General features: G+C 69.8%; 18 protein-coding genes. 9 read left to right on the top strand and 9 right to left on the bottom strand.

What is annotated here, in order from left to right:
* The 4 genes from DSP71_RS22490 to DSP71_RS17425 form a co-directional block, all read left to right on the top strand.
* A partial coding sequence (locus DSP71_RS22490; RefSeq protein WP_220151139.1) for a hypothetical protein occupies positions 1–385 on the top strand: 385 nt, incomplete at its 5' end.
* Positions 382–1,527, top strand: coding sequence for an iron ABC transporter permease (locus tag DSP71_RS17435; RefSeq protein ID WP_197077665.1), 1,146 nt, complete (start codon positions 382–384; stop codon positions 1,525–1,527). The genes DSP71_RS22490 and DSP71_RS17435, both read left to right, overlap by 4 nt.
* Positions 1,524–2,306 carry an ABC transporter ATP-binding protein gene (locus DSP71_RS17430; protein ID WP_113681696.1) on the top strand — a complete coding sequence of 261 codons (783 nt, stop codon included), beginning with the start codon at positions 1,524–1,526 and terminating at the stop codon, positions 2,304–2,306. The genes DSP71_RS17435 and DSP71_RS17430 overlap by 4 nt, the downstream gene beginning before the upstream one ends.
* Positions 2,307–2,316: 10 nt before the next feature.
* A complete protein-coding gene (locus DSP71_RS17425) occupies positions 2,317–3,333 on the top strand; it encodes an ABC transporter substrate-binding protein (protein ID WP_046746898.1) in 1,017 nt (338 codons plus the stop codon).
* Between the two features lie 79 nt (positions 3,334–3,412).
* On the opposite strand, the gene DSP71_RS17420 is transcribed toward DSP71_RS17425, so the two are convergent.
* From DSP71_RS17420 to DSP71_RS17405, 4 genes are read right to left on the bottom strand one after another with little or no spacing between them, the layout of a single operon-like run.
* Positions 3,413–3,802: a VOC family protein gene (locus DSP71_RS17420; RefSeq protein ID WP_046746974.1), complete on the bottom strand. Its 390-nt coding sequence runs from the start codon at positions 3,800–3,802 to the stop codon at positions 3,413–3,415.
* 53 nt (positions 3,803–3,855) lie between these two features.
* On the bottom strand, positions 3,856–4,803 hold the full coding sequence (locus DSP71_RS17415) for a D-alanine--D-alanine ligase (RefSeq protein ID WP_061018644.1): 948 nt from the start codon (positions 4,801–4,803) through the stop codon (positions 3,856–3,858).
* On the bottom strand, positions 4,800–5,924 hold the full coding sequence (alr, locus tag DSP71_RS17410) for an alanine racemase (RefSeq protein ID WP_113681695.1): 1,125 nt from the start codon (positions 5,922–5,924) through the stop codon (positions 4,800–4,802). Before alr ends, DSP71_RS17415 begins: the two co-directional genes overlap by 4 nt.
* Entirely contained in the window at positions 5,921–6,583 is a 663-nt protein-coding gene (locus DSP71_RS17405) for a M15 family metallopeptidase (protein WP_113681694.1), read from the bottom strand. Before DSP71_RS17405 ends, alr begins: the two co-directional genes overlap by 4 nt.
* 87 nt (positions 6,584–6,670) lie before the next feature.
* On the opposite strand from DSP71_RS17405, the gene DSP71_RS17400 reads away from it, so the two are divergent.
* Both DSP71_RS17400 and DSP71_RS17395 read left to right on the top strand, forming a co-directional pair.
* On the top strand, positions 6,671–7,342 hold the full coding sequence (locus DSP71_RS17400; RefSeq protein WP_046746904.1) for a response regulator transcription factor: 672 nt from the start codon (positions 6,671–6,673) through the stop codon (positions 7,340–7,342).
* Between the two features lie 10 nt (positions 7,343–7,352).
* Positions 7,353–8,432 carry a HAMP domain-containing sensor histidine kinase gene (locus DSP71_RS17395; protein WP_046746905.1) on the top strand — a complete coding sequence of 360 codons (1,080 nt, stop codon included), beginning with the start codon at positions 7,353–7,355 and terminating at the stop codon, positions 8,430–8,432.
* An 81-nt stretch (positions 8,433–8,513) separates the two neighbouring features.
* Here the strand turns inward: DSP71_RS17395 and DSP71_RS17390 are convergent, their stop codons facing one another.
* Positions 8,514–9,170 carry an FMN-dependent NADH-azoreductase gene (locus tag DSP71_RS17390; RefSeq protein WP_113681693.1) on the bottom strand — a complete coding sequence of 219 codons (657 nt, stop codon included), beginning with the start codon at positions 9,168–9,170 and terminating at the stop codon, positions 8,514–8,516.
* Between the two features lie 77 nt (positions 9,171–9,247).
* On the opposite strand from DSP71_RS17390, the gene DSP71_RS17385 reads away from it, so the two are divergent.
* Positions 9,248–9,586, top strand: a complete 339-nt coding sequence (locus tag DSP71_RS17385; protein WP_113681692.1) for a helix-turn-helix domain-containing protein — start codon at positions 9,248–9,250, stop codon at positions 9,584–9,586.
* An 8-nt stretch (positions 9,587–9,594) separates the two neighbouring features.
* On the opposite strand, the gene DSP71_RS17380 is transcribed toward DSP71_RS17385, so the two are convergent.
* The 3 genes from DSP71_RS17380 to DSP71_RS17370 are packed head-to-tail and all read right to left on the bottom strand — an operon-like array spanning position 9,595 to position 14,019.
* Entirely contained in the window at positions 9,595–10,620 is a 1,026-nt protein-coding gene (locus DSP71_RS17380) for a tetratricopeptide repeat protein (protein WP_179516284.1), read from the bottom strand.
* The gene (locus DSP71_RS17375) at positions 10,556–12,466 is read right to left on the bottom strand and encodes a hypothetical protein (RefSeq protein WP_147251353.1); all 1,911 of its coding nucleotides are present in this window, start codon (positions 12,464–12,466) and stop codon (positions 10,556–10,558) included. The genes DSP71_RS17380 and DSP71_RS17375 overlap by 65 nt, the downstream gene beginning before the upstream one ends.
* A gap of 32 nt (positions 12,467–12,498) precedes the next feature.
* Complete coding sequence (locus DSP71_RS17370) at positions 12,499–14,019, bottom strand: SDR family NAD(P)-dependent oxidoreductase (protein ID WP_113681690.1); 1,521 nt, start codon at positions 14,017–14,019, stop codon at positions 12,499–12,501.
* A 70-nt stretch (positions 14,020–14,089) separates the two neighbouring features.
* Here DSP71_RS17370 and DSP71_RS17365 point away from each other — a divergent pair, with 70 nt between their 5' ends.
* Both DSP71_RS17365 and DSP71_RS17360 read left to right on the top strand, forming a co-directional pair.
* Positions 14,090–14,371, top strand: coding sequence for a helix-turn-helix transcriptional regulator (locus DSP71_RS17365; protein WP_171010931.1), 282 nt, complete (start codon positions 14,090–14,092; stop codon positions 14,369–14,371).
* Positions 14,368–14,769 carry a VOC family protein gene (locus DSP71_RS17360; RefSeq protein WP_113681689.1) on the top strand — a complete coding sequence of 134 codons (402 nt, stop codon included), beginning with the start codon at positions 14,368–14,370 and terminating at the stop codon, positions 14,767–14,769. The genes DSP71_RS17365 and DSP71_RS17360 overlap by 4 nt, the downstream gene beginning before the upstream one ends.
* Here DSP71_RS17360 and DSP71_RS22770 read toward each other — a convergent pair.
* The coding region (locus tag DSP71_RS22770) for an SDR family NAD(P)-dependent oxidoreductase (RefSeq protein WP_220151138.1) at positions 14,766–15,249 on the bottom strand (484 nt) is incomplete at its 5' end. The genes DSP71_RS17360 and DSP71_RS22770 overlap by 4 nt on opposite strands.

Genomic DNA, 15,249 nt, shown 5'->3' with positions numbered 1-15,249 from the left:
CCTCGAGGATCATCCGCTCGGGTCGAGCTGGCGTGCAGAGTTCGGCGACGACGGCACACCCGCGTCCCGTGCCCGGCTCGGCGCGCTGTCTCCGCTCGCACGCGCCGAGTCGCTTCCGGTCGGTGCGCCGGTCCCCTCCTACCTGGGAGTGGTGCTCGGCGAAGACAGCAGGGTCCTCGCACGCGACACGCATCGGATGGTCGAGTCGCTGCGTCGAACGGGCGGCTCGGCCCGCTCATGGACGGCAGCGGGGGCAGGCCACGGCGCGAACGAGTCCGTCGCCCTGCACGACCTCGGCCTCGCAGTGCTCGACTTCGCAGCATCGGTCACGGTCACGGCCACGAAGCGCATCGCGTCAGGCAGCACGACCGGAGGCACCCGATGAGCGATTCGACGGCCGTTCTCACCGAACGACGCGCCAGACGCCTGCCCTTCCGACGGCAGCCGAGCGAACAGCGCACTCTGCCCCGCAGAGGAAGTCGACGGGTGCTCCCGGTAGGCCCGACCGTGACGACGATCGCCGTGCTCGCCGTTCTCGTCCTCGTGGTCTCCGCAGCCACCGGCCCCGTCGCCGTCTCCCCCCTCGATGCCGCCAAGATCGTGATCGGCCACCTGATCCCCGGCATGCCCTGGATGACGGACGGAACGCTCACCCCGCTGCAGGACCAGGCCGTGTGGCAGTTCCGGGTGCCCCGGTCGCTCCTGGCCGCACTCTCGGGAGCGGGACTGGCTCTCGCCGGAGCGATGATGCAGGCCGTCGTGCGCAATCCCCTCGCCGAGCCTTACATCCTCGGCGTCTCCTCGGGCGCGAGCGTCGGCGCCGTGCTGGTGATCGTCTCGGGCGGTGCCACCTTCCTCGGTCTGTCGATGAGCGGTGCGGCGTTCGTGGGGGCTATGGTCGCCTGCCTCCTGGTGGCCATGCTCGCACGCATTCGCGGAGAGCTGTCCCCGACCAGGATGATCCTCGCCGGGGTCGCGCTGGGCGCCCTGCTGAGCGCGGTGACCAGCTACCTCACCCTCACCACCGACGCCCAGAACGTCGTGAGCGTGATGTTCTTCCTGCTCGGGAGCGTGTCGGCCGCCGACATGTCGACGCTCTTGATCCCTGCGGTCGCGCTCGCGATCGCCTGCATCGCGGTGTTCGGACTCTCCCGCTCCATGAACGCGCTGCTCGCGGGCGACGAGTCGGCGATGGCCGTCGGAGTGCGCACGACCCGGGTGCGCGGCGTGCTGCTCGTGCTCGCCTCGCTGCTGACCGGAGCGATCGTCGCCGTGAGCGGCGGCATCGGATTCGTCGGGCTCGTCGTGCCGCACATGGCCCGACTCCTCGTGGGCTCCGACCATCGGCGGATGCTGCCCATCACGATCCTCGGCGGTGCACTGTTCCTGATGGTCGCCGACCTGCTCGCACGGACGGTCGCGATGCCCACCGAGATCCCGCTCGGCATCCTCACCGCCTTCGTCGGGGCTCCGTTCTTCCTGTGGTTGATGCGCAGCGGAGGCGATCGGGCGGGGTTCGACCGATGAGCGTGAACTTCGACGGCGTGAGTGTCGCCCGCGGTGGCCGCACGGTGCTGCACGGGGTCGACCTCGAGGTCGGCACAGGCCGCATCGTGGGGCTCCTCGGCCCGAACGGCAGCGGCAAATCCACCCTGCTGCGCACCCTGTTCACGGGTCAGCGTCCGCAGCGGGGGCGTGTCCTGATCGACGGGGTCGACGTCTCGCAGCTGCCGCCGCGTACGCTCGCGCGCACCGTGTCCGTCATGCTCCAGGACGCCCCGTCCGAGTTCGATCTGACCGTGCGCGAGACGGTGCTGGTGGGCCGCTCACCCCACCGTCTGCCGTTCAGCCGGGACACCCCGGAGGATCAGCACATCGTCGACCAGGCCCTGCGCACCGCGGACGTGCACGATCTCGGCGACCGGCTGGTGCGTCGACTCTCGGGCGGTCAGCGCCAGCGGGTGATGCTCGCCAGAGCCCTCGCGCAGAGCGGCGAGATCCTCGTGCTGGATGAACCGACGAACCACCTCGACATCGCGCACCAGCTCGATCTCATGCGTGTGGTGAGCGGACTCGGCACGACCGTGATCGCCGCCCTCCACGATCTCAACATCGCCGCCGCGTTCTGCGATGACGTCGCGGTGATCGACGAGGGCAGGATCGTCGCCTTCGGCGCTCCGGACACCGTGCTCACCCCCGCGCTCGTCGACGAGGTCTTCCATGTGACCGCCCGCATCGCCGTCGAGGTCGACACGGGAGCACGCGCGATGACCTTCCACCCCAGACAACCCCGACCCCTCACCTAGGAGAAGAAGAATGACACCACGTACCCGACCCACCCGCCTGCTCGCCGCCGTCTCCGTCGGCCTCGGCGCGATCGCCCTCACCGCCTGCGGGAGCGGAGTCTCCACGGGAGCAGCGCCCGCCTCCTCCGGAGAGGCGATCAGCATCGAGAACTGCGGCCGCACGGTCGAGATCCCGGCCACGCCGACGGCCGTCGTCGGACTGCACCCCTCGCAGACCGAGCTGCTGCTGCGCCTGGGCCTCGCCGATTCGCTCGTCGGACAGGCGCAGGCCACCGCGGACGAGCTGCCGAGCGATGTCGCAGACCTCGCGGCCGATGTGCCCGTCATCGGCGGAGACGCACCGCCCAGCCGGGAGGAACTGCTCGCCGTCGAACCCGACTTCGTCTACTCGCCGACCACCTACGAGTTCACCGCGGAGCAGGGCTTCGCCAGCATCGAGCAGCTCTCCGAGGCCGGCGTCGCCGCGTACACCGCGACCGGCGGATGCTTCGACCGGCGCATGGAGGGCACGGTCGACGACCTCTTCATCGACCTCGAGAACCTCGGCGAGATCTTCCACGTCGAGGACGAGGCGAACGACCTGATCGAGTCGTCCAAGGCCGAGCTCGCGACCGTCGATGCGGCGCTCGAAGGCAAGGATCGCCCCCGCGTCGCCCAGGTCTTCGTGGAGGGCACGACCCTCACCGCGATCGGTGCCGGCATCGAGTACGACATCCTGAAGCGCGCCGGTGCCGACAACGTCTTCACGCCGGACGATCCCGCGTTCGCCGACTTCTTCGCCGCCGAGATCACCCCGGAGTCGCTCGCGTCAGAGGCACCGGACGCGATCGTCTTCGCGGTGTCCGACCCCGCGCACGAGGCGGCCGTCCGCTCCTACCTCGCCGCGACGTTCCCCGACATGCCCGCCGTGCGCGACGGTCGACTGATCGCGGTGCCGTCGACCGACCTGTTCCCCGGCACACTCGGGAACGTCTCGGCCGTGCGGCTGATCGCCGAGGGCCTCCACCCGGACGTCGTCTTCGACTGAGCATCACTTCCTCCACCCGCACCCCCGCGTGGCTGCACCCCCGGGAAGCTCTTGTGCTCCCGGGGGTGCAGTCTCCGCGCTAGGCCTGCATGACGGCGAGGACGTTGCCCGCGGGGTCGCGGAACCACGCGATGTCCGGCCCTCGCCCGTTCCCGCGGACGATGCCGCGCTCGTCGGAGGGGAACTCCTCGTCGCTGTAGATCTTCGTCTGGACGCCCCGGGCGATGAGCTCGTCCACGGCGGCGTCGACATCCGCCACCGGGAAGTTCAGGATCGTGAAGCTCGCCGGCGTGTGGTTCGGCTTCGAGTACACGAGGATCGAGCCGCCACGGGGCAGGCGCAGGTCGAGGAACCCCATCGCGTTGCGCTCGACGTCGAGCCCGAGCGTCGCGCCGTAGAACTCCTCCGCCGCGTCGATGTCGTCGACGCTGAATCCGCTGAACGCGTTGTCCGCTGTGAAAGCTGCCATGGCTCCAGCATCCGCCTCCTCGGCGCGCTTGTCGATGCCTTCTCGGCTCCCTCTCACCCCGCGGCGCGCACGAGCCTGCCGACCAGGTCGACGTAATCCACTCCCGCCGCGGCGAACATCCGCGGCACCTGCGACGCCGCGGTCAGCCCCGGCATCGTGTTCACCTCGTTCAGCAGGGGACCCCTGTCCGTGAGGAAGAAGTCCATCCGCGCGACGCCGTCGCACCCCAGGGCGTCGAACATCGCGATCGCAGCGCGCTTGAGGGCCGCCGCCTCGCCCGCGTCGAGCTGCGCCGGCACCGTGAAACGCGCACTTCCGTCGTACTTCGTCGCCGTGTCGAAGAGACCGGTCGCGTGGATCTCCAGCGGCGGAGCCGCCCACCGGATGCCCCCCTTCTCGCGCAGCACTGCCACGTCGATCTCGCGCGCCCTGACGACCTCCTCGACGAGGATGCGCCGGTCGAAGCGCGCGGCCTCGTGCAGCGCGGCGAGCAGATCCTCCTCCTGGGTCACGAGACTCACGCCGTGGCTCGACCCCGCCGAGACCGGTTTCACCACGACCTCGCCGTCGAACTCCACATCCCCGATGTCGTCCGCCGTGATCAGCCGCCCGCGGGCGGTGCCGATCCCCACCGCGTCCGCCACCAGCTTCGTCGTCCATTTGTCCATGCCGATCGCACCGGCGCGCAGCCCCGAGCCCACCACGCGCACTCCGGCGAGGGCGCAGAGAGCCGCCAGCGCCCCGTCCTCGCCGAGCGCACCGTGTACGGCCGGGAAGACCACGTCCGTGCGAGTGAGCAGCGGAAGCGCGAGCGCCAGCGACTCGGCGGCGGATCCCCCGTTCGGGCGCCCGTCGACGCGCCAGATGCCGTCTCGATCGATGGTCACGCACGTCACCTCGTGACCGCCCAGCCGCAGGGCTGCACCGACCGCGGCCGCCGACGCCAACGACACGTCGTGCTCGGCGTTCTGCCCTCCCCCGATGACCAGCACCCTCGTCATGCCGCGCTCCTCCGCACTCGCGCTCCGATCCCGGTGACGATGGTGTGCGGGATCGTCCCCGCCCACCGCGCCCACTCCTGCACCGAGGGCACCGCGCCCCCGTCCGGCCCGAACACGGTCGCGATCGTGCCGCGCGGGAACAGCGCGGCACCCGTGTCCACCACGATCTGATCCATCGACACCCGTCCGACGATCGGATACCGCACGCCGCCGATCTCGACGCCGGCGCCCGGCGCGAGCTCTCGCGGGATCCCATCCGCGTAGCCGACGCCCACCACCGCGAGGTGCGTCTCCGCACGGCTGACATGCGTTCCCGCATACCCGACAGCCGTCCCTGCCGGGGCGAGAGCCCCATGCACGACGGGCGCGGTCCATCGTGAAGCCCCGATCAGTGGCGTCGTCTCCGAGGGGTCGATCCCGACGAGTCCTGCGCCGATCCGCACCATCCCGAAATGGGTCGCGGGATCGGTCAGCGCCCCGGACGTCGCCGCCAGATGCACGAGCACCGGTCCGAGGCCGGCACGCAGGACCGCATCCCTGCCCTGCCGCATGCGCAGCACGGCCGCCGCGTTCGCGCCTGGATCCCCTTCGTCGGAACGCGGTAGATGACCCATGACCCCCACGACCTCGATCCGCCCTCTGCCGGCGCGCGCCAGTCGGAACAGCTCGGGCCACTCGTCCAGCGGAGACCCGCCGCGGGCCATCCCGGTGTCCAGATGCAGGTGCACCCTGACCGGGCCCGACGTCTCAGCACTCAGCTGGCGAAGCTCTTCGGCCGAGCCCACCGCGATGTCGATGCGATGCTCCGCCGCCGCCTCGGCGTCGATACCCGCCGGGTTCAGCCAGGAGAGGATGGGCACCGCGAGTCCGGCGTCGCGGAGTGCGACGCCGTCGGCGACCTGCGTCACCCCGAGCCACTCGGCGCCCGCCGCGACCGCAGCCGTTGCCACGACGACGGCACCGTGCCCGTAGCCGTCGGCCTTCACGACGGCCATGATCGGCACCGGAGTCGCCGCCCTGACGATCCGGAGGTTCTCGGCGACGGCGTCGGGGAGCGTGGTCAGCGTCGGCGCGTGCAGGCGCGAGGCGATCGCGGGACGAGGGGCGGTCATGGTGGTCATCGCTGCATCCTCGGGTCTTCGGTGGGATCGGCATACATCTCGGGGCACCCCTGATCGATCGCCTCGGGGCGCAGCTCGTAGTGCCATGACTCGTTCGCGTAGGTCTGGCACAGTCCGTAGTCGGAGCCGTGCTGGGCGAGCCAGTCGAGCGTGGGCAGCGGACCGACATCCACGGCGTCGCCAGACACGTGCGCCGACGTCTGCGGTGTCGCCACCCATCGCCGCGCTTCGTCCTCCGAGCCGTAATCGACGATCGCGTCCTGGAGCATCCGTTCCTGCAGCCCCGGCGAGCGCCATCCGCTGTTCACCAGGAACGTGATGCCGTCGCGCTCGGCATCCGAGGCCGCCCGCTGCAGGGCGTCGAGCAGCGCGGGGTCGAGGTTGCCGACCGCGACGCGGTCCACGTCGAACACCGTGGGCTGATCCCCGTCACGAATCGCTCCGTCGGCGTCGCCCGGCACGTCGACGGGCTGCACCTCGTCGGGCACCGGGGTCGGCACGGGCGTGGGGAACGTCTTCGCCGTGTCGGCGAAAGCCACGGACAACGACTGCTGCACCGCGAACGCCAGGATCACGGCGGCGGCGAGCGCGACCACGGCGCCGGCGGCCCGACGGCGACGACGTGCCCGCAGCGGGAGGGACGAGCTGTTGGTGTTCATGCTCCCAGTGAAGAAGGGAGCCGGTTGCCAGGGCGTATGCGCTTTTCCATATGCTCGCGATATGCCGGGGTGCGTAGGATCGCTGCCATGCGTGTGCTGATCGTCGAGGACGAGCCCTACCTCGCCGAGGCGATCCGCGATGGGCTGCGCCTCGAGGCGATCGCGGCCGATATCGCGGGCCACGGCGACACGGCGCTGGAGCTGCTGAGCATCAACTCCTACGACCTCGCCGTGCTCGACCGCGACGTGCCCGGGCCCTCCGGCGACGACATCGCCCGCTGGATCGTCGCGTCGGGAAGCGGCATCCCCATCCTCATGCTCACCGCAGCCGACCGCCTCGACGACAAGGCGAGCGGCTTCGAGATCGGTGCGGACGACTACCTCACCAAGCCGTTCGAGATGCGCGAGCTGGTGCTGCGTCTGCGGGCCCTCGACCGTCGCCGCCAGCGCAGTCGGCCTCCCGTGCTGGAGGTCTCCGGCCTTCGCCTCGATCCGTTCCGCCGGGAGGTGTACCGCGACGACCGCTACGTGGCGCTCACCCGCAAGCAGTTCGCCGTGCTGGAGGTGCTCGTCGACGCCGAGGGCGGTGTCGTCAGCGCGGAGGAGCTGCTCGAGCGCGCCTGGGACGAGAACGCCGACCCGTTCACGAACGCCGTGCGCATCACGGTCTCCTCGCTGCGCAAACGCCTGGGCGAGCCGTGGATCATCCTCACCGTGCCGGGTGTCGGATACCGGATCGGAACGGATGCCGATGCCTAGGCGCCGTGGGATGAGCGCTCGCCTCAAGCTCACCCTCAGCTATGCGGGCATCGTGGTGGTCTCCGGACTGCTGCTGCTCGCCGCAGTGGCCCTGTACCTGCTGCGCTACGTGCCCGACGTGCAGATCTCCGCGGACATCCGCGTTCCCAACCGCTCCGACCTGATCAGGGCGTTCGTGCCGGTCGCCTCGACGGTCATGGTGGCACTGCTGGCCATCGGCCTCGGCGGCGGATGGCTGCTGGCCGGACGCATGCTGGCACCTCTGGAACGCATCGGCGACGCTGCGCGACTGGCGGCGCAGGGCTCGCTCTCGCACCGGATCGCGCTGCCCGGCCCTCGCGACGAGTTCCGCGATCTGGCCGATGTCTTCGACTCGATGCTCGAGCAGCTCGAAGCCCACGTCGCCGAGCAGCAGCGGTTCGCCGCGAACGCCTCGCACGAGCTGCGCACTCCCCTCGCGATCTCGCAGGCGCTGCTCGAGGTCGCCCGTGACGACCCGGACCGCGACGTGGACGAGCTGATCGCCCGACTGCAGCGGGTGAACACGCGTGCGATCGACCTCACGGAGGCGCTGCTGCTGCTGAGCCGGGCGGATCGCCGGACGTTCCCGCGCGAGATCGTCGATCTCTCCCTTCTCGCCGAGGAGGCCGTCGAGGCGCTGGTTCCCCTCGCCGACCGTCGAGGAGTCGCACTGGAGGTCGGCGGCGTCCCCGCGTCGGTGCTCGGGTCGGCGGCGCTGCTGCCGCAGCTGGTCATGAACCTCGTCCTCAACGCTATCGTGCACAACCTTCCGACCGGCGGGGCCGTTGCCGTGCGCACGCACTCGATGCCGCACGCGGTCGCGCTGGTCGTGGAGAACACCGGTGAACAGTTGCCTGCACATCAGGTCGCCACCCTTGTCGAGCCGTTCCAGCGCGGGGCGGAGCGCACCCGCGGCGACGACCATGCGGGGGCGGGGCTCGGCCTTGCGATCGTCGACCGCATCACGCAGGCGCACAACGGCACGCTCGTCCTCACCCCGCGGACGGACGGCGGTCTGATCGTGACCGTGTGGCTGCCGCACCCCTACCCGACGGGCCTTCCCGGCTGACTGTCCGCAGGTGTTTCGAATCGCGCAAACGGTCGGATGCGGGGCCCAGAAGGAACCATTTGCGCGATTCGAAGACGGGGCTCAGGCCACCCGCGGGTCGCGTGTCGCGGCGAGCTCGCGGCCGTAGGTGCGGGCGTCGGCTTCGGCGTTCTCCTTGAGCTCGCGCGCGGTGTCGGCGAACGCGTCGAGCGCCGGGTTGACGCCGACCAGCGTGAACGGACGCTGCACGACGCGCAGATCGAGACCCCAGACGTCTTCGAGCACGCGTCGCAGCCAGCCGGTCGAGTGGTCCCAGCCCTCCTTGGGCGAACCGGGCGCGTAGTTGCCGCCGAGCACGGTGACCAGGGTCGCCGGCTTGCCGTTCAACGCGGTGCCGGTCGGATCGATGCGTGCGTCGGTGTAGGCGAGATCGAACCAGGTCTTGAAGTGCTGCGAGACGCCGTAGTTGTAGAGCGGCACCGCGAACAGCAGAGCGTCGGCGCCGATGAGCTCGTCGGCGAACTGCGTCGCGAGGGCGCAAGCCTCGTTCTGCGCAGGGGTCCGCTGGGCCTCGTCGACGAATCCACCCGTCACGGCATCCGCCCACGCGGTCGCGGGCACGGGGTCGCTCGCCAGATCGCGACGGAAGACGGTCGAATCGGGGTGCGACGCGGTCCACTCGGCCTCGACGATGTCGGCGAGCGCACGGCTGGCGGACGACGCGGGAAGGATGCTGGCATCCAGGCGGAACAGGGACATGGGCCTACCTCTCGTTTTCGTAGTCGCTCTGTTTTTCTTAGCGACATCGGTTAACGTAGCACGGGTAGGATGGGGGGATGTCCGGGACCGCCGAAGGGCGTCAGGTGTGCGACGCCGCCGTCACACTGGCCTTCAGCGTGCTCGGGAAGCGGTGGAACGGCATGATCGTGTCGTCGCTCGGGGGCGGACCCATGACCTTCGTCTCGCTGCGCCGCGCCGTTGACGGCATCAGCGACACCGTGCTCTCCGATCGCCTGGCCGAACTCGCCGACGCCGGACTCGTCGCGCGCACGGTCGAGGCCGGCCCGCCGGTGACCGTGTCGTACGCGCTCACGCCAGCGGGGGAAGGACTCCTGCCGATCCTGAACCAGCTGGGGCAGTGGGCCTCGGCGAACCTCGCCGAGCGCGCTCACTGACGCGAACCCTACCGACCCCCGCGCCGCGCCCAGGCGATGATGCTCTCGGCCAACGACCGAGGATCGTCCGCGATCTCCGGTCTGGTCGACAGGACCTCGATCCGCCCGACGGTCTCGATGGCCTCCGCGTCGAGCCCCGCGGACAGCGCGTACCGCGCCAGCACCTGCATGCAGAGTATGCGGAGCACGAGGTCGGAGTGGTGCTGCTCCCACGCCTGCAGAGAGGTTCGCACCGTTTCGAGAGAACGGAGCGCCGCGGCCGGGTCACCCATCATCAGCTGGGTGTCCATCACCCTTGCCACGTCGATGCCGACCTCTGGATGTCCGTCGCCGTAGACATCTCGATCGATCCGAGCAGCTTCGAGAAATGCCTCCAGCGCGCCCTCGTTGTCACCGGAGAGCAAGAGGACGTCTCCGCGTGCGTAAAGAAGGCTGGCGTGATCATCGCTGTCCGGCGCCGCAAGGCGCTGGAGTGCGATCGCCTCGTCCAGAGTTCCGCGAGCCTTCGCGACGAGATCCGCATCCGGCGGGTCCGTCTCCCGGGCGCGCTGCGTGAGCACTCGGCCGAGATGAAGGAGCGGCAACGCGACGTGGCTGTGCGCCTCGTGTTCCTCGCGATAGATCTGGATCGACTCCTCGAGAGCGGCCGCCGCCTCTGCGAGCTGTCCGTGGGCGATCAGCGCCATGCCGAGATCGTTGAGGTCGCGAGCGACGTGCAGGCTGCGTTCGCCCCCGACCGCGCGGTCCACGCTCACGGCGCGCTGCGCGATCGCGACGGCATCGGCGGGTCGGCCTGCGTCGATGCAGCTGCGCGAGGCCATCGTGAGGAAATGGCCGCGCATCTCCTCGGTCGACTCCTCGGCGAGCGTCAGGTAACGGTCCACGCGTTCGGTGGCGGGAGCGTCCAGGATGAAGAAGTGATCGTGCAACGCCTGCACGCCGGGCTCATCCGGCACGAGACGCAGCGTCTCAGCGATGCTGGCCTGGGCTCCCGCACGGTCTCCGAGTGCATCCGCAGCCCAGGCCAGGGTCACGTGCGCTGCCGCCCGGAGCGCGCGTGGCGCAGTCGAATCCGCCGCGACACGTTCCGCAGCGCGCTTCGCCCCGACGGAATCGCCGGCGAGCAGATGCACGCGCGCCTCCGATTGCAGGATGACTTGCTGAACATCCGGACTCCCGCTCACGAACGGAACCGCTCGCGCGATCTCCATCTGCCGGTAGGCGCTCTGACTCAGCCCCTGCTCCGCGAGACGTTCGACGTTCGGCGAGCAGGATCCTCGCCAGGACACGGGACGGATGCGCGGGCGGCAACGAAGACTCCACAGCATCGATCACTGCGGCAAGGCCGGGGAGCAGCCGCCGGCCGGGGACCTCGACGAGGCTCAGAATCGCCTCGATGAGCAGACCGGCAGATTCGGCCCGCAGCACCGGTTCGGCGAGGTCGACCACGACCGTAGCCGTGAGGGCATGACTCTGGACGAGCGAATCGCGAATGCGCACGACACCGATACCGATGAGCTCGCGGAAGGCGCCGTCGACCCGCGTCGAGGCATCGGCGCCCCCTCCGAACGCCTCCTCGAACAGCTGCCTGGGCACACCGGTGCCGCCGCTGACGGCCACCGCGACGAGCAGGTCCCAGCTGAGCGGTTCGCGGGCATTGTCCCGCACCGCCGACAGGACGCCGACGAAGCCGGAGTGCGCCGACCCTCCAGCAAGGACGCGTGTAGGGCTCGATCGCATCAGGGCGACCATCGAAGGAATGGAGATGCCCGTCTCCGCCAGGTACCCGCACGCCGTGGACACGATCAGGGGGTTCTCGGCACAGGCACCGAGCAGCTCGTCCATGTCCCTTTCCGACACCACCTCCGGAAGTCGCCGGCGGGCGATCTCGCGCAGCGTGGCGTCTTCCGCTGTGTCGAGCTGCACGACCGCGTACCGGGGGAACGACGCGGCCGAGCGCGTCGTCACCAGAACCACGCCGCCCGCATGCTCCGCGGGGATCATCGTGCGGATGGCGTCGAACTCCGGTGCATCGTCGACGACGACGAGCCACGTCTCGACGCGGGCGAGCACCGCCCTGACCTGCATCGGAAGGTCTCCCGTCGGCTGCTCGCCGAACTCCAGCAGCATCTCCTCACATGACTCGATGAGATGTTGCGGGGTCTTCGCGTTCACCCACCACAGCAGGTCACGCGGGTCGCGCGTGCCCTGCGCGTGCGCGGTCATCTCCGCGAGGACGCTCTTGCCGGCGCCCGGCCCGCCCGCGATGACGGCGATGCGATGTTCGGAGAGGCGCTTCTCCACGATGCCCTGCTCCGGGCGCGGCACCGGTTGCTCGCTCAACGGGAGCGTCGCGATGTTGGAGACCGCACCAGAAGAAGACCGGACGAACGTCGACTGCTCCTCCGGCGCACCGGATCGCGTGTCCGCCGGCGTCGCCGCGGTCTGGGCCGACCGAGCGAGCAGCAGTACCATCGCGAGGTCGCTCCCCGGCCGTCGGGCCGCCACGTCGATCTCGGTCGCCAGCAGACGCGCGGTCTGCCGCGCGAGACGGGGGATGTCGACCGCTCGATCATCGAGCACGTCGAGGGCGGGGATGACCTCCTGCAGCACCCGAGACCACCGTTCCACGCGGTCGGGCGCCGCGAGCTGCTCGTCGTGCTGAGCGAGGAGCGAGTATGCCCGCTTCGGTTTGACCGCATCAGCGACGAGGGAGGCGCTCGCGCCTCGGTCGTTGTCGAGACCCTGTTCGGCGAAGCCCTGCGTCAGCGCCCGGGTGAGACATTCGTGAACCTCGCGCTCGACTGCTCCACGACGCATGAGGGGCGCAGCAGCGCCGGCGATGCCGACGACGTTGGCCGCGCCCGAGATCAGATCCACGGGTCGATGCTATCGAGCGCGCACCTTCGGAGTCACCAGGGGCTGGGCTCGTAGTCCTTGAGGAACACGCCGTGGATGTCCTCGCCGGCCTCGCCACGCACGATCGGGTCGTACACGCGGGCGGCACCGTCGACCAGGTCGAGCGGGGCATGGAAACCCTCTTCGGCGAGGCGCACCTTCGTGTAGTGCGGACGCTCGTCCGTGATCCAGCCCGTGTCGACGGCGGTCATGAGGATGCCGTCCTTCTCCAGCATCTCCCCCGCGCTGGTGCGGGTGAGCATGTTGAGCGCAGCCTTGGCCATGTTCGTGTGCGGGTGGCCAGGGCCCTTGTAGCGGCGGGAGAACTGTCCCTCCATCGCCGAGACGTTGACCACGTACTTACGGTGCGCATCGGACGCGGCCATCGAAGCGCGCAGACGGCTGATCAGCAGGAACGGCGCTGTCGTGTTGGCGAGCTGCACCTCGAGCATCTCGAGCGGATCGACCTGCTCGATCGACTGCACCCAGCTGTTGACGCGGTTCACGTCGGGCACGAGGCCGCCGGCGTCGATCGCGGTGCCGTCGGCATGCTTCTCGAGCGACGACGATCCGGGCGCCATCGCGAGGCGCGCGAGATCTTCGGCCGTGAGTGCCTGACCACCCTGCTCGGCGACCGTGCCGCCGAGGGCCGCGACCGAGAGCAGCGGATGCGCATCGACCGAGGCCTGCAGCGCCTGCGGGTGCGGGTCGGCCGTGTGCCCGAAGGTCTCCATCTCGGGCAGGGGCCCGTCGGGGAGGGGCTGCAGCTCGGCATCCGCCAACAGGGAGTAAGCACCCGGCGAGCGGCGTACGGTCTGTGCGGCGTTGTTGATGAGGATGTCGAGCGGGCCCTGAGCGGCGACCGAGTCCGCCAAGCCGATCACCTGAGCAGGGTCGCGCAGGTCGATGCCGACCACGCGCAGGCGGTGCAGCCAGTCGGCCGAGTCGGGCAGGGCCGAGAAGCGCCGCACGGCGTCTCGCGGGAAGCGGGTCGTGATCGTGGTGTGCGCGCCGTCACGCAGCAGCCGCAGCGCGATGTGCATGCCGATCTTCGCGCGGCCACCCGTGAGCAGGGCGCGCTTGCCGGTGAGGTCGGTGCGGGCGTTGCGCTTGCCGTGGCTGAAGCGGGCGCAGTCCGGGCAGAGCTGGTGGTAGAAAGCGTCGACCTGTGTGTACGGCTGCTTGCAGATGTAGCAGTTGCGAGGCTTCAGCAGCTCGCCCGCGATCGGGGCGTCGACGACGCTGGTGGCGAGATCGTTGCCACGGGTCTCATCGTCGATGCGGTCGGGGGCACCCGTGGCGGTGCGGGCCACCACGGCCTTGTCGGCCTCGGCGATCGCGTCACGGATCTGCTTGCGGCGCACCCGCTTCACGTCTTTGAACATCGCCGCGGTGGCCTGGCGTACCGCGATGAAATCGGGGTGCTCGTTGTCGATCCGGTGCAGCTCGCGCAGCACGCGCAGCGTGGTGGCGAGATCTTCGGGGTCGACGCCCGGTCCGAGGTCGGGTGCAGCGTCGGAGGGGGCGTCGGTCATTGTCCCGATTTTACGCGAGTGTCCTGGGACAGGCTTGATATGCAAGCATCCACTTGCCTATCGTGATCCCATGGCCGATCTGTTCCACGCGCTCGACGACGAGACGAGGCGACTCATCCTCGATGAGCTGTCGCGGCGGGACGGACAGACGCTCTTCGAGATCTGCTCGACGTTGACGATGCAGCACGGTGTGACGCTGACCCGGCAGGCGGTCTCCCAGCACCTCGCGGTACTCGAATCCGCCGGACTGATCTCCACGGAACGACAAGGCCGTTCCAAGTTCCACTTCTTCCATCCGGAACCCATCGCCCGCATCGCCGAGCGGTGGCCGACCACACGGAGCACCCCATGAGAATCGAACTGACCAGCATCTTCGTCGATGACCAGCGCAAGGCCCTCTCCTTCTACACCGACGTGCTCGGCTTCACGAAGCACCATGACATCCCCCTCGGCGATGCCGCCTGGCTCACGGTGACCTCGCCCGAAGCGCCCGGCGGACCCGAGCTCCTGCTCGAGCCTTCGGAGCACCCCGCGGTCAAGCCCTACCGCGACGCGCTCGTCGAAGACGGCATCCCACTCGCGCAGTTCGCCGTCGACGGCCTCGCCGCCGAACACGCACGCCTGACCGGGCTCGGCGTCGTGTTCACCCAGCCGCCGACCGACATCGGTGCCGCCTGGGTCGCGGTTCTCGACGACACGTGCGGCAACCTGATCCAGCTGATCCAGATGAAGGCCGACGGACAGGGCTAGGCGATCCCGCCGCCGTCCACGACGAGGGCCGAGCCGGTGACGTACGAGGAGTCGTCGCTCGCCAGCCAGACGACCGCCTGTGCGACCTCGCTCGGCTCGCCCATGCGGCGCAGCGGGCGATCGGCGGCTTCGGCGAGGAACGCGTTGGTGTCCTGCGCCAGCTGACGCGCTTCCTCCCGCAGCATCCCGGTGTTCACATCGCCGGGGTTGACCGAGTTCACGCGGATGCCGGCGGGACCGTGGTCGATCGCGAGCGCGCGCGTCATGTTCACGACCGCGCCCTTCGAGGCGCAGTAGGAGATGGCCTGGCCACCGCCCTTGAGGCCCCAGCCCGACCCGGTGTTGATGATCGAGCCTCCACCCGCAGCCTCCATGACCGGAACGATGTGCTTGCACATCAGGAAGATCGAGCGCACGTTCACGCCGAACACGCGGTCCCACTCCTCGACGGTCGTCTCGACGGCGGTGGTGCGACGGATG

This window comes from Microbacterium sp. H6 (genome assembly GCF_003314775.1).
GTDB classification, from domain to species: domain Bacteria; phylum Actinomycetota; class Actinomycetes; order Actinomycetales; family Microbacteriaceae; genus Microbacterium; species Microbacterium oxydans.
The sequence above is the reverse complement of the archived record's forward strand: the minus strand, read 5'-3'. Positions and strand labels throughout refer to the sequence as shown.

Excerpts from the sequence above, each read along its gene's own strand:
- DSP71_RS17435 (WP_197077665.1), top strand. The coding sequence starts at position 382 with ATGAGCGATTCGACGGCCGTTCTCACCGAACGACGCGCCAGACGCCTG.
- DSP71_RS17430 (WP_113681696.1), top strand. The coding sequence starts at position 1,524 with ATGAGCGTGAACTTCGACGGCGTGAGTGTCGCCCGCGGTGGCCGCACG.
- DSP71_RS17425 (WP_046746898.1), top strand. The coding sequence starts at position 2,317 with ATGACACCACGTACCCGACCCACCCGCCTGCTCGCCGCCGTCTCCGTC.
- DSP71_RS17420 (WP_046746974.1), bottom strand. The coding sequence starts at position 3,802 with ATGGCAGCTTTCACAGCGGACAACGCGTTCAGCGGATTCAGCGTCGAC.
- DSP71_RS17415 (WP_061018644.1), bottom strand. The coding sequence starts at position 4,803 with ATGACGAGGGTGCTGGTCATCGGGGGAGGGCAGAACGCCGAGCACGAC.
- alr (WP_113681695.1), bottom strand. The coding sequence starts at position 5,924 with ATGACCACCATGACCGCCCCTCGTCCCGCGATCGCCTCGCGCCTGCAC.
- DSP71_RS17405 (WP_113681694.1), bottom strand. The coding sequence starts at position 6,583 with ATGAACACCAACAGCTCGTCCCTCCCGCTGCGGGCACGTCGTCGCCGT.
- DSP71_RS17400 (WP_046746904.1), top strand. The coding sequence starts at position 6,671 with ATGCGTGTGCTGATCGTCGAGGACGAGCCCTACCTCGCCGAGGCGATC.
- DSP71_RS17395 (WP_046746905.1), top strand. The coding sequence starts at position 7,353 with ATGAGCGCTCGCCTCAAGCTCACCCTCAGCTATGCGGGCATCGTGGTG.
- DSP71_RS17390 (WP_113681693.1), bottom strand. The coding sequence starts at position 9,170 with ATGTCCCTGTTCCGCCTGGATGCCAGCATCCTTCCCGCGTCGTCCGCC.
- DSP71_RS17385 (WP_113681692.1), top strand. The coding sequence starts at position 9,248 with ATGTCCGGGACCGCCGAAGGGCGTCAGGTGTGCGACGCCGCCGTCACA.
- DSP71_RS17370 (WP_113681690.1), bottom strand. The coding sequence starts at position 14,019 with ATGACCGACGCCCCCTCCGACGCTGCACCCGACCTCGGACCGGGCGTC.
- DSP71_RS17365 (WP_171010931.1), top strand. The coding sequence starts at position 14,090 with ATGGCCGATCTGTTCCACGCGCTCGACGACGAGACGAGGCGACTCATC.
- DSP71_RS17360 (WP_113681689.1), top strand. The coding sequence starts at position 14,368 with ATGAGAATCGAACTGACCAGCATCTTCGTCGATGACCAGCGCAAGGCC.